The 12,857-nt window shown below is 60.3% G+C and carries 10 protein-coding genes; 3 read left to right on the forward strand and 7 right to left on the reverse strand.

Annotated elements, in window-relative coordinates:
* Window position 1: 1 nt before the first annotated feature.
* The 7 genes from EYD00_RS20965 to EYD00_RS20995 all read right to left on the reverse strand — a co-directional run bounded on the left by EYD00_RS20965 (window position 2) and on the right by EYD00_RS20995 (window position 8,284).
* Window positions 2–1,348, reverse strand: coding sequence for an MmgE/PrpD family protein (locus EYD00_RS20965; RefSeq protein WP_034498550.1), 1,347 nt, complete (start codon window positions 1,346–1,348; stop codon window positions 2–4).
* Window positions 1,349–1,352: 4 nt separating this feature from the next.
* On the reverse strand, window positions 1,353–2,150 hold the full coding sequence (locus tag EYD00_RS20970) for an amino acid ABC transporter ATP-binding protein (RefSeq protein ID WP_034498274.1): 798 nt from the start codon (window positions 2,148–2,150) through the stop codon (window positions 1,353–1,355).
* Between the two features lie 12 nt (window positions 2,151–2,162).
* Entirely contained in the window at window positions 2,163–2,945 is a 783-nt protein-coding gene (locus tag EYD00_RS20975; RefSeq protein ID WP_034498273.1) for an amino acid ABC transporter permease, read from the reverse strand.
* A complete protein-coding gene (locus tag EYD00_RS20980) occupies window positions 2,942–3,685 on the reverse strand; it encodes an amino acid ABC transporter permease (RefSeq protein ID WP_034498271.1) in 744 nt (247 codons plus the stop codon). The genes EYD00_RS20975 and EYD00_RS20980 overlap by 4 nt, the downstream gene beginning before the upstream one ends.
* A 187-nt stretch (window positions 3,686–3,872) precedes the next feature.
* Window positions 3,873–4,712: a transporter substrate-binding domain-containing protein gene (locus EYD00_RS20985; RefSeq protein ID WP_034498270.1), complete on the reverse strand. Its 840-nt coding sequence runs from the start codon at window positions 4,710–4,712 to the stop codon at window positions 3,873–3,875.
* Window positions 4,713–4,935: 223 nt separating this feature from the next.
* Window positions 4,936–7,224, reverse strand: a complete 2,289-nt coding sequence (locus EYD00_RS20990) for an NADP-dependent malic enzyme (protein WP_034498268.1) — start codon at window positions 7,222–7,224, stop codon at window positions 4,936–4,938.
* A gap of 160 nt (window positions 7,225–7,384) precedes the next feature.
* Window positions 7,385–8,284, reverse strand: coding sequence for a LysR family transcriptional regulator (locus tag EYD00_RS20995; protein WP_034498267.1), 900 nt, complete (start codon window positions 8,282–8,284; stop codon window positions 7,385–7,387).
* Window positions 8,285–8,683: 399 nt separating this feature from the next.
* Here EYD00_RS20995 and EYD00_RS21000 point away from each other — a divergent pair, with 399 nt between their 5' ends.
* From EYD00_RS21000 to EYD00_RS21010, 3 genes are read left to right on the forward strand one after another with little or no spacing between them, the layout of a single operon-like run.
* Window positions 8,684–11,113, forward strand: coding sequence for a glucose/quinate/shikimate family membrane-bound PQQ-dependent dehydrogenase (locus tag EYD00_RS21000; protein ID WP_045534382.1), 2,430 nt, complete (start codon window positions 8,684–8,686; stop codon window positions 11,111–11,113).
* A gap of 56 nt (window positions 11,114–11,169) precedes the next feature.
* The gene (locus tag EYD00_RS21005) at window positions 11,170–11,394 is read left to right on the forward strand and encodes a hypothetical protein (protein ID WP_034498265.1); all 225 of its coding nucleotides are present in this window, start codon (window positions 11,170–11,172) and stop codon (window positions 11,392–11,394) included.
* Window positions 11,391–12,821 carry a mannose-1-phosphate guanylyltransferase/mannose-6-phosphate isomerase gene (locus tag EYD00_RS21010; protein WP_034498264.1) on the forward strand — a complete coding sequence of 477 codons (1,431 nt, stop codon included), beginning with the start codon at window positions 11,391–11,393 and terminating at the stop codon, window positions 12,819–12,821. Before EYD00_RS21005 ends, EYD00_RS21010 begins: the two co-directional genes overlap by 4 nt.
* The last annotated feature ends 36 nt before the right edge of the window (window positions 12,822–12,857 follow it).

Consider the following 12,857-nt stretch of genomic DNA (forward strand, 5'->3'; position numbering starts at 1 on the left):
GTTATATTGGCGATACCAGAAGCATTTCGAGCTTCCTGAGGTCGGCTGCGGTTTTCATGGACCGCACCAAGGCCGGGATACCGGCGAATTTTTCACTGCCGCCGGTCGCGTCGGCAAATTTTTCGGCCGGGTCATCAATGCCGGGAAGCCCGTCGACGCGGCGCGATAGCACCGTACCATCCTTCTTCGTGACATCTATCACCACGAAACGGGTGGTTGGGTCTGGCGACAGGCGGCGAGCGGTCTCGTCATGCCGGCGCGAGACTTTCGCGGAAACGCCGAGCAGGTCGGCGCGTGCCGGGCGTTCGTCGAAATGGCCGATCCCCAGTGACCCATCCGTCAGCGCCGCAGCGAAGACATATTCGGGGCTGAAGCGCGCGTCTATGCCGGTTGCGGGCGTGGCAGGGCCGACTAGCGCGGCATCGCCGCCGGGCGGGAAGGTGATGGTGACCGCCTCGATTTCTTCCGGCTGCAGCTCATGGGTGCTGCGCAGCGCCAGCGCGCCCACGGCGACGGGGTGTGCCGCGGTACAACACGGGAAGGCCTTGAGAGTCAGGCCCGGCGAGACGATCTGCCAGGGTGCGCCCCAGCCGGAGAGAACACGCTTCGGCTGCTCGGCGCCGAAGGCGAAGGCCGAATAAAAGCCGATGGAATTTTCCATAAAATCCGGCGCGCCCTGAAAGCCGGATCGTGCCAGCCGTGCTGCGGTGAGGCCGGCACGCGTGGCGAGCCCCGCATGGAGCGGCTTGGCGTCATAACCGAATTGCAGGCGAAGCCCGGCCGATTGCGTGGCGGCGAGGCCGAGCGCCACGGCCGTTGTCTGCGGATCGAATTTCAGCAGATGGGCGATCGCCGCCGCGGCACCCATGGGGCCAAGTGTGGCGGTGGCGTGGAAACCATTTTCGTAATGTCTGGTGCCGAGCGACAGGCCAATGCGGGCCATGGTTTCCAGCCCGACGATATAGGCGGCGATGAATGCATCGGCCGTCGAGCCTTCCTCGACCGCAACAGCCAGCAGGGCTGGAACAATGGCGACGGTGGGGTGGCCGCGCACACTGCCATGGACATCGTCGTAATCAAGCACGTGACCGGCATGGCCGTTGATAAGGGCGGCGGTGAAGGCATCCGTACGCAGATCGTGGCCGACGATGCCGGCTGCGCCTTGCGTGCCTGAGGTGAAGGTGTCGATCAGGATTTTCGTGCTCCTGTCGGCAGCGCCGCCCAGCACGCAGGCAAAGAAATCGATCAGTGCCGTGCGGGCAATGGTGACCGCCTCATCATCGTGTAGCGGATCGGAAGCGGCAATGGCTCCGGCAAGACGAAGTGTGAGTTTTTCCTCCGCGACCATGGCATCAGATCCCTTCGCCGTCATTCACGCGCGCGCCCTGTCCGCCGAGACCCTTGACGAAGGCGTTGATGCGCGGATTGGTCGACTTGTAGAATATGTGCTCCGGCGTGCCCTGATCGACGATCAGGCCGTTTTCGGTGAAGACAATTTTGTCGCTGATTTCTTCGGCAAAGCGCATTTCGTGGGTAACGAGAATGCTCGTCATGCCCTCGTTGACGAGGTCGCGGATGACGGCGAGCACTTCCCCAACCGTTTCGGGATCGAGTGCCGAGGTGACTTCATCGAACAGCACCAGCTCCGGCCGCATGGCGAGCGCGCGGGCGATCGCCACGCGCTGCTGCTGGCCGCCGGAAAGCTGGCCGGGATAGGCGTCGACCTTCTGGGACAGGCGGACCTTTTCCAGCAATTCGCGGGCATGGCGCTCCGCTTCCGTTTTTGGCGTACCAAGTATTTTGATCGGCGCGATGGTGATGTTTTCCATCACCGTCAGATGCGGGAAGAGGTTGAACTGCTGGAACACGATGCCGATCCGCTTGCGCAGCGCGATGCGCTCGGCCTCGGTCTTCAGCTGGTCTACTCGCGTGCCGCCAACGGTGATCTTGCCCGATTGCGGAATGAGGAGGCCGTTGATGCAGCGCAGGATGGTGGATTTGCCGGAGCCGGAAGGGCCGATGATGGAGACGGCGTCCCCCTTGTTGACGGTGAGATCAATGCCTTTCAGGACCTGGTTGTCACCAAAAGCAAGATGGATTGCTTCGAGTTCAACAAGCGGCTGGGCGTTTTGGGCGATGGATACGGACATGGCTTGTTCCAATCAGCGGGAAGCGAAGCGCCGCTCGAGGCGCTGCGTGAAACGGGAGACGGGATAGCAGAACAGGAAGAACGCCATCAGAACGGTGAGATAGACCACCACGGTAAAATCGTTGCGCTGCACGGCGGTGCTCGCGTCCGTCGCGGCGTGGAGAAGCTCATGCACGCCGACCAGCGAGGCGAGCGCCGTACCCATGGTGATCGATGCGTAGAGGTTCATCCACGGCGGCAGGGAGCGTTTTATGCATTGCGGCAGGATGATCCAGCGCAGTGTCTGGTTGCGCGAAAAGCCCAGCCCCTGAGCGGCTTCCCATTGCGCTGTCGGAATGGACTGGATGGCGCCGCGGGTGATTTCGGCGATATGGGCGCTGGCCGGAATGGCAAGGCCCACAACCGCCTTGATCCAGTCCGGAAAAGGAATGTAGTTGCCAAAGGCCACGATCTCGAAGGGGAAGATGTAAGTCGCGGCAAAGATCAGCACCAGATGCGGGGCATTGCGGAAAATCTGCACATAGGTCAGTGCCGGTGCGCGAACCAGACGGTAGGGCGCAAGCTCCATGATGCCGAGAAGAACGCCGATAAATGTGCCGATGGCGATCGCCAGAATGCTTATCAGCACATTCATGGCGAAACCCTTGGCGAGATAGGGCAGCCATTCCAGCAGCACCTGGCCGAGCGACGGATCGAGGACCAGCCACAAGATGACGGCCACCAGGACGCCCAGCAGCAGAATGGTGCCGAAAGGCGGCTTCTTCACCGTCCGTGTTGGAGAAACCACCGCACTCATTGACCGAACCCCGGAACCGCAAGACGCCGTTCAAGCCAGAGACCGGCCCTTGCGACGATGAAATTGATGACGCTGAAGAAAACGAGGATAACGATCATCAGCTCGACCACATTGTCGCGCTGCGTCCAGATCAGGATGGAGGCATAGGTGATCTCACCCACGGCGATTGCAGAGCCGACCGTGGTGAGCTTTACCAGATTGACGAGATTGTTGATGATGGAGGGCAGCGCTGTGCGGATCGCCAGTGGAAACTCCACATAACGCAGAATCTCGAAGGAACTGAAACCGATTGCACGCGCTGCCTCGATTGTGGTGCCGGGCACCGCCTCGATGCCGCCGCGCAGCGCTTCAGCATGGAAGGCGGCAATGTGCAGCCCCGTGACCGCAACGACCCAGAAAAACGGTGTCAGCGGATTGTTCTGCGCGCCACCCAGCGCACTGGAAATCAGCATGTTGAGCACGAGGAAACCGCACATCAGCTGTACCAGCGTCGGCGTGTTGCGCGTCAGTTCCACATAGGCGCGCACGGGACCGGCGAGCCAGGTCTTCCCGGACGTGAGCATTGCGGCGAAAATGAAGCCGAAGACGAGGCTGAGCGGCAAGGTGACGGCAACGAGGATCAGCGTCATCTTCATGCCGTCGAGCCAGATCTGAACCTCATAGCCGCTGTTCAGAAAATCATAGTTGAGGCCAAGATGCGCGGCCAGTTCTATGAAGCGCGCTGTAAATGAATCCTGCATTGGAAATCCATGCTGTTATTGCGGGTGCCGCCACGCGGGCGGCGCCAGAATGGCCTGCCATTATAAAGCAGAAAAGAACGGCAGGTGAACCGGCCGTTCCTGATGATCATGGGAACCATCTCTATGCCATCGTCCTCACCACGTTGCGGCGTGACGGGGGATGACAGGAAAGCCCTGCGCCTGACCTTTACTGCGCGGCGGACAGCTTCCTCTGCTGTTCTTCCATATAGCCGATGCTCGGCAGACGGTTTGCCTTGGCGAATTCCAGCATCTTGCCGGAAGCGTGCAATTCCTTGACGATCTTGTCGAGAGCCGCCTGCGTGTCGCTTTCACCCTTGCGCAGCCAGATCACGGAATCCGACGGTATGAGATCTGTGGGGATGAGGATGCCGTAATCCTTCCACTCATCAGCGCGGTCCTGAAGCATCAGGCTCAGCGTGCCGTTGACGTGAACGGACACATCGCAATTGCCACCCTTCAGCGCCAGCAGCGATTCCGGCTGGCTCGGCAGCGCCTTTACCTGCGCGCCATATTGCTCGATCAGCGGCTGAGTGTAGTTGGAACCCTGAGACACGCAGGCGATCTTGCCTTTCAGGTCGGACCAGTCCTTGATGCCAGAGTCTTTTCGACCGATGGCGGCGCCGCCCTGACGGTCATAGGGAGTGGGCACGTAGTCGAGCGTTTTCGCACGTTCTTCGGTGTACTGCATGTTGGCGATAAGAATATCGACCTTCCCCTGCTGCAGGAACTGCACGCGGTTTGGCGGGGTCACGGTCTCAGTCACCAGTTCAACGCCGAGACCTGCGGCGAGCGCCTTCGCGACGTCGATGTTGAGGCCCTTCTGCTCCTGCGTTTTTGGATCGATAAAGCCGAAAGGAGCGCCGGAAAGAATGACGCCGACGGTGAGCTTGCCGCGACCCTTGATGCGGTCAAGCGTTGCATCCGCGTGGGCGGTGGTTGCCAACGAGGCGATGACAACGGTCCCGGCGATGAGTTTCGCGGCAAACTTGGGGAGGGAGAAGGCCATGGGTATTTCCTTTTGCTTGTGGCTGGAACCTACATGACGGACTTGCAGAGAGCGAGAATTGGCATTGCGCAAAAAATACTATGAATAGAAACGAGTTCCAATAATGTTGCCGGACAGAAAAAATATCCCAATAATTTAAAATCGTAGAATCTGTTCTTTAGGTTTTAGCGGTGTGCGGCTTGTTTCAACCAAGAGGCGAGAAGCAAGCCGCACTGCGTTTCAATTATCGTCCGGCATTATAGGCCGCGATTGCTGCCATGTTGACGATATCGCTGTCCTTGGCCCCCATCGAGGTTATCTGCACCGACTTGTCGAGGCCGACGAGAAGAGGGCCGATGACGGTCGCACCGCCCAATTCCTGCAGCATCTTGGTGGAGATGGAGGCAGAATGGATGGCGGGCATGACCAGCACGTTGGCGGGGCCGGAAAGGCGCGCGAAGGGATACTGGCTCTGCATGCGGTGATGGTTCAGCGCCACATCCGCCGACATTTCGCCATCGACCTCGAAATTGACGTTGCGCTTGTCGAGAATTTTCACCGCCTCGCGCACCTTGTCGGAGCGTTCGCCGACCGGCTGGCCGAAGGTGGAATAAGCGAGCATGGCAACGCGCGGCTCGTAACCGAAACGGCGGGCGAGGCCGGCTGCCTCCTCCGCGATATCGGCAAGGTCCTCGGCATTCGGCATGTCGTGCACGGCCGTGTCGGCCACGAAGACGGTGCGGTTGCGCGAGACAACGAGGGATACGCCAATGACGCGATGGCCGGGCTTGGTGTTGATGCAACGGCGGATATCTTCCAGCGCCGTCGAATAATTGCGCGTCACGCCCGTTACCACCGCGTCCGCATCGCCCATCGCCACCATGCAGGCGGCGAAGTGGTTGCGGTCGTTGTGGATCAGGCGCTGCACGTCGCGCAGCAGGAAGCCGCCGCGCTGCAGCCGCGCATAGAGGTAATCGATATAGGCATCGACCCGGCTGGAGAGGCGGGCATTGGTAATTTCGATATTGGCGCGGTCGAGATCGATACCGGCACGCTCCGCATTGGCCTTGATGATATCGTCACGGCCGAGCAGGATGGCGGTACCAAGCCCTTGAGCGGTAAACGAAATCGCCGCGCGCATGACCTGTTCTTCTTCCGCTTCGGCAAAGACCACGCGCTTGGGCGAACGACGCACACGCTCGTAAAGGCGTTGCGTGGTCGAGGCCATCGGATCACGACGGGCCGAAAGCTCGCGGGCATAGGCGTCGAGATCGGGAATTTCGCGCTGGGCGACGCCGGTTTCGATAGCGGCTTTTGCCACGGCGACAGGAATGGCGGAGATCAGGCGCGGATCGAACGGGACCGGAATGATATATTGCGGTCCGAAACGCGGGCGGTTGCCCTGATAGGCCGCGGCCACATCGTCAGGCACGTCTTCGCGGGCCAGATCCGCCAGCGCCTGCGCGGCGGCTATCTTCATGGCATCGTTGATCTGGCGGGCACGCACATCGAGCGCGCCGCGGAAGATATAGGGGAAGCCGAGGACGTTGTTGACCTGGTTCGGATAGTCGGAACGTCCCGTCGCCATGATGGCGTCATCGCGGATGCGGGACACTTCTTCCGGGGTGATTTCCGGGTCGGGATTGGCCATTGCAAAGATAATCGGCTTCGGCGCCATGGAGCGGATCATTTCTTCGCTGAACGCGCCCTTCTGTGAGAGGCCGAACACCACGTCAGCACCCTTCATGGCTTCCGCCAGCGTGCGATTGTCGGTTTTCACCGCATGGGCGGATTTCCATTGGTTCATGCCCTCGGTTCGGCCCTGATAGATGACGCCCTTGGTATCACAGAGCGTGATGTTTTCCGGGTTGAAACCCATGGCCTTGATGAGGTCCATGCATGCGATTGCGGCCGCACCCGCACCGTTGCAGACGAGCTTGGTGGTCTTGAAGTCACGTCCGGTCAGTTCGATGGCGTTGATGAGGCCGGCGGCGGCAATAATGGCGGTGCCGTGCTGGTCGTCATGGAATACGGGAATATCCATCAATTCGCGCAGGCGGCTTTCGATGATGAAACATTCCGGCGCCTTGATGTCTTCCAGATTGATGCCGCCGAAGGAGGGGCCGAGGTAACGCACGCAATTGATGAACTCATCGGCGTCTTCGGTATCGACCTCGAGATCGATGGAATCGACATCGGCGAAACGCTTGAAGAGGACCGACTTGCCTTCCATGACCGGCTTCGAGGCCAGCGCGCCGAGATTGCCCAGCCCGAGGATCGCGGTGCCGTTGGAGATGACGGCCACCATGTTGCCGCGTGTCGTATAATCGTAAGCGGTCGCCGGATTTTCGGCGATGGCTTTCACCGGCACCGCCACGCCGGGCGAATAGGCGAGCGACAGATCCCGCTGTGTTGCCATCGGCTTCGTCGGGGTGATTTCCAGCTTGCCCGGCCTGCCTTCCGCGTGGAAATCCAGGGCTTCCTGATCCGTAACCGATGTTCTTGTGCTGGCGGGCTTGGTCGTGTCGGACATGGGCTGTGTGTGCTTTCGTGTCTATAACAATGTAAAAATATCCGCCGTTGTTATTGTATTTTTCGCGCGCCTGCCAAGCCTTGAATGTTGTTCAGTGCAGCAAATTTAAGCGGGATGAAATTTGCGGCCGATTCAATCGATTAATTCCGCGTCCTGCTTGTCAAAGGCTCAGTCTGTAGGCTCGGCGGGCCATATTCACGAAGGCTTCGACATGCAGGGCAAGCGCGCCGCGCCTGACGAGTAGTACGCAGTCGGACCATGCCTCCGCGCTATCGAGTGACACGGCGGCAGTGCCCCTTGCGGAAAGCACCGTGCTTTCCGGCAGGATGGAAATGCCTGCACCGGCCTCCACGAGCGCGAGAATCGTATTGACGTTGGCGATGCGCATGCCGACTTGCGGCGTGCAGCCGGCATCTTCGAAAAGCGAAAGCGCGCTGCTGCTGAGGCCGAGGCCAATCTCGTCAACCGGCAGCAGCAGTTTTTCGTGCAGGATATCGCTGACGGAAACCTGCGGGCGCTTGGCGAGTACGTGACGTTCCGGCAAAGCGACGCAAAGCCTCGAGCGGTCGAACGGCATGGTTCGCAAGGTCTGCGGCAGCGTGGGAAGAGGCGCGCGGATGAAGGCAACGTCGGTCTCGCGGGTCGTCACCTGCTCGATTAGCTGTTCCATTGTCATGCCGGGCAACAGTTCAAGCGTCACGTCTGGGTACTCGTCACCATAGCGGGTAATGAGCGCGGGTAGTTTACGCTCGGCCATGACACTGGTGCCGTAACCGATGCGCAGCGTGCCAAGCTGGCCGCGGCGGATCTGCTGCGCCCTTTCCAGCGCACTTTTGGTGCGTGCAAGGATTTCTTCCGCCTCGATGAGCATGGACTGACCGGCCGGGGTAAGTTCCACACCGCGATTGATGCGGTGAAAGAGCTTGAAGCCCAGATTTTCCTCCAGCTGTCGAATGCGCTGGGTGACGGCGGGCTGGGCAATGCCGAGCTGCAGGGCGGCGGCACGAAAGTTCCTCGCCCTTGCCGCTTCCACGAATATCGTGAGTTGACGAATATCCATCGGGAGATTTCTTTGTTTTGTCAGGTGTGATGTGATATAAGCATAGCTTATCGAAATTGCCCAGCTTGCGCATTGTCATCTTGTCGCAGGCGACGTTATACCGCAGCCAGTGTTTTGATCGTCTTTGCCGCTTTGCAGGCCTTGATGGGAGAGACCGGGGAGGATTTGTTCAAGCATCTTGCCCGCCGTCCATGGGGCCGGCGGTTACCTGCAGTGAATGGGTCACGCATGACAGTCACGACGGAAGTCTTCCCCACCATTGTTCCCCGTTCAGCCGCGCCGCCTTCGGCGCATCTTCGCCTGGCCATTGCGGCCGCAGGCTGTCCCGGCTTCGCCGGACACTGAACAATCACCGGGCTTCAGCCTTTTGGGGCAGCTCTTCTAACCGGACATTCTTTCATGGGTAATCCAGCAACTTCGTTATCGCTCCCAGCCAGATTGTGGCTGTTGGTGCTCGGCGCTGTCATCGTTGCCGCAGGCCTGTTCTTCGCCATTGGCGGCGGCCAGCTTGTGGCCCTCGGCGGCAGCCTCTATTTCGTCACGGCAGGCATCGCGCTCATCGTCTCGGGCCTGCTCATCCTGCTGCGCAAGCCTGCCGGTGCGGTTCTCTTCGGCTTTGTCTTCGTCCTCACCGGCATCTGGGCGGTGTGGGAAGCCGGATTGCACTTCTGGCCGCTCATTTCACGCCTTCTCGCGATGGGCGTCGGTGCCATTGTCGTTGCGCTCTCCTATCCTCTCCTGCGTCGCGCGGCCGGCAAGGCTCCGGCATACGGCGCCTCTTTCGCCATTGCCGCCATTCTCGCCATCGCCACCGGCGCGGGTTTTGCCGGCATGTTCGTGCCGCACCCCACCGTCGCCTTCAATGGTGAACCGGCAGCCCTGACGCCTGTCACACCGGAAACGGAGCAGAAGAACTGGGAACATTACGGCAATACATCCGGCGGCAGCCGCTTTGTCGCTCTCGATGAAATCACGCGCGACAACGTCAAGAACCTCGAAGTCGCCTGGACCTACCACACCGGCGATACCCCGATCAGCCCCGGCGCGAATGGTGCGGAAGATCAGGAAACGCCGCTGCAGGTTGGCGACACCGTATTCCTGTGCACGCCGCATAACAATGTCATCGCTCTTGATGCAGATACCGGCGCAGAAAAGTGGAAGACGGAAATCAACGCGAAATCTTCCGTCTGGATGCGTTGCCGCGGTCTTGCCTATTTCGACGCCAAGGCGCCGCTGAAGCAGCCGACCGTGCCGGGCTCCACGCCGGTTACCCCGGCTGTGGTGGCCGAGGGCGCGCTTTGCCAGCGTCGCATTCTGATGAACACCATCAATGCGGAACTGATAGCGCTTGATGCCGACACCGGCGCGTTTTGCCCTGATTTCGGCACCAATGGCCGCGTCGACCTGAAGATCGGTCTCGGCGATGCGCCGGACCCGCAATATGTGTTGACCTCCGCACCTACGCTTGCCGGCACGACTGTCGTTGTCGGCGGCCGTATCGCCGACAACGTTCAGGTCGATATGCCCGGCGGTGTGATGCGCGGTTTCGATGTGGTGACGGGCGCGCTTCGCTGGGCCTTCGATCCTGGTAACCCTGATATTACCGGACTTCCGCCCGAGGGACAGACCTACACGCGTTCCACACCCAACGTCTGGGCGTCCATGTCCTATGATCCGGAGCTGAACACCGTCTTCATGCCGGTCGGCAGCCCTTCGGTGGACTTGTACGGCGCGACTCGCACACCGCTCGACCATAAATATGGTGCTTCGATGCTGGCGCTCGATGCCACCACCGGTCGCGAAAAATGGGTCTACCAGACGGTTCATAACGACCTCTGGGACTTCGACGTGCCGATGCAGCCGAGCTTCGTCGATTTCCCGAAAGCGGATGGAACCACTGTTCCGGCACTGGTTTTCGGCACCAAGGCGGCGCAGATCTATGTTCTCGACCGGGCGACAGGCCAGCCGCTGACCAAGGTTGAAGAAGTTCCGGTCAAGCCTGCCAATATTCCGAACGAGCGCTACGCGCCGACACAGCCACGCTCGGTCGGCATGCCGCAGATCGGTGCGCAGACCCTGACGGAAGCGGACATGTGGGGCGCGACCCCGTTTGACCAGCTTCTTTGCCGCATTGCCTTCAAGGGCATGCGTTATGAGGGCCTTTATACGGCGCCGGGCACGGACCTCTCCCTTTCGTTCCCGGGCTCGCTCGGCGGCATGAACTGGGGCGGTCTTTCGACGGACCCGACCACGAACACGATCTTCGTCAACGACATGCGCCTCGGTCTCTGGATCCAGATGCAGGAAGCGGCACCGACCAAGGCTGTCGCGAGTGGCGGCGAAAGCGTCAATACCGGTATGGGCGTCGTTCCCATGAAGGGCACGCCCTATGCGGTGAACAAGAACCGTTTCCTGTCGGCTCTCGGTATACCCTGCCAGGCCCCGCCCTATGGCACGATGACCGCTATCGACATGAAGACCCAGAAGATCAAGTGGCAGGTGCCCGTGGGCACTGTCGAGGATACCGGTCCGCTCGGCATCAAGATGGGCCTTCCGATCCCGATCGGCATGCCCACGCTCGGCGGCACGTTGGCCACTCAGGGCGGTCTCGTCTTCATCGCCGGCACGCAGGATTATTATCTGCGCGCTTTCGATACGGCGACCGGCAAGGAAGTCTGGAAGGCCCGCCTTCCGGTCGGCAGCCAGGGCGGCCCGATGAGCTACAAGTCTCCGAAGACAGGCAAGCAGTATATCGTCATCTCAGCTGGCGGCGCACGCCAGTCTCCTGACCGTGGCGACTATGTCATCGCCTATGCATTGCCGGGCTGACGCTTGCGTCACGCCTCACTTGAAACCGGCCCCGGGAGCAATCCCGGGGTTTTTATTTGCTCCGCATCGATCCGCGCGAAGAAATCGAGCGGAACCTCACCTGTCGCGTGGCGTTAGGAAAGCGTGCCGGGGCAGACGCCCAGCCGTTCACCAAGCTTTCACAAGGGGGATTTATGAGCTTGCGCTTGTCCGCCCATGAACCGATGATGGCGGTATTGGGAAAAATGTATATTGTCCGGCGCGCCGGGAAATTTTTTGATGTTGGAAAGGTTTTATTGTGAAGGAACAATCTCGAAAGATCACGCCGGTTCTTCTGGCCGGTGGTGCTGGCTCCAGGCTATGGCCGGTCTCGCGCGATCAGTTGCCCAAGCAGTTTCAGCCGCTGGTCGGCAATCTTTCGACCTATCAGCAGACCCTGCAGCGGGTGGGTGACGAAACGCTTTATTCCGAGCCACTCGTCATCACCAACGAGGATTTCCGTTTTTTTGCCCGCCGTCAGGCGGAGGAGATCGATCTGCCGGCCACCGTGGTGCTTGAGCCCGCCCGCCGCGACAGCGCCGCCGCCATGGCCGCCGCCGCCGTGCTGGCTGAGCGCCGCGAACCCGGATGCCTGGTTCTGGCGCTTGCTGCCGACCATGTGGTGCTCGATGCTGACAAGTTTTCCGATGCCGTGAAACTCGGCGCCAAAGCCGCCGATCAGGGCAATATCGTCGTCTTCGGTTTGGTGCCGACGGAGCCGCGCACCTCCTATGGTTACATCAAGCCGGGCGAGGCGATTGATGGTGAAAAGGATCTGAGCAAGGTCGAGGCCTTCGTGGAGAAGCCTGACATGAAGACGGCGATCTCCTATCTCGAAAAAGGCTATCTCTGGAATTCCGGAAACTTCCTGTTCCGCTCCGACGTGATGATTGCCGAACTGGAGGCCTTTGCGCCGGAAATTCTGGCCGCGGTAACGCAGTCCGTCGAGCAATATGAAAGCGACCTCGGCTTCGTGCGTCTGCATCAGGAAAGCTTCGAAGCCTCGCCCAAGAATTCCATCGACTATGCCGTGATTGAGAAGACCAGGCGCATGGCTGTCGTGCACGGCCATTTTCGCTGGTCGGATATCGGCAGCTGGGACGCGATCTGGGAGATCGCCGACAAACACAGCAATGACAATGCGCTGGAAGGTAACGGCGTCTTCATCGATTCCGAAGGCTGCCTCATCCATTCGACGCAATTGCTGACGACGGTGGTGGGCGCGAGGGACATGGTGGTGGTGGCCACCAAGGATGCGGTTCTGGTGGTGCCGAAGAACCGGGTGCAGGACGTGAAGGGTCTGGTGGAGACGCTGAAGGACGGCGAACATGCGCCACAGACGCAGACCCACAAGCGCGTTTACCGGCCCTGGGGCTACATCGAACACATGTATGTGGACGAGCGTTATCGGGTTGGCCATATCACCGTCGATCCTGGCCACCGCATCTCGTTCCAGAAACACTATCACCGCTCGGAACACTGGATCGTCGTCAAGGGAACGGCCACCGTGACGATTGGTGACGAGACCCGGCTGCTGACGGAAAACCAGTCGGTCTATATCCCGATCGGCCAGCCGCACCGTCTTGCCAATGAGGGGCAGATCCCGCTCGAACTGGTCGAAATCCAGACCGGAGCCTATATCGGTGAGGACGATGTCATCCGCATCGAGGACGATTACAAGAGGCAATAGGCGTTACCTACGCCAAGAGAATAAGCGAAGCGGACG

The sequence above is a fragment of the Agrobacterium sp. 33MFTa1.1 genome (assembly GCF_004328495.1).
Lineage (GTDB): Bacteria > Pseudomonadota > Alphaproteobacteria > Rhizobiales > Rhizobiaceae > Agrobacterium > Agrobacterium pusense.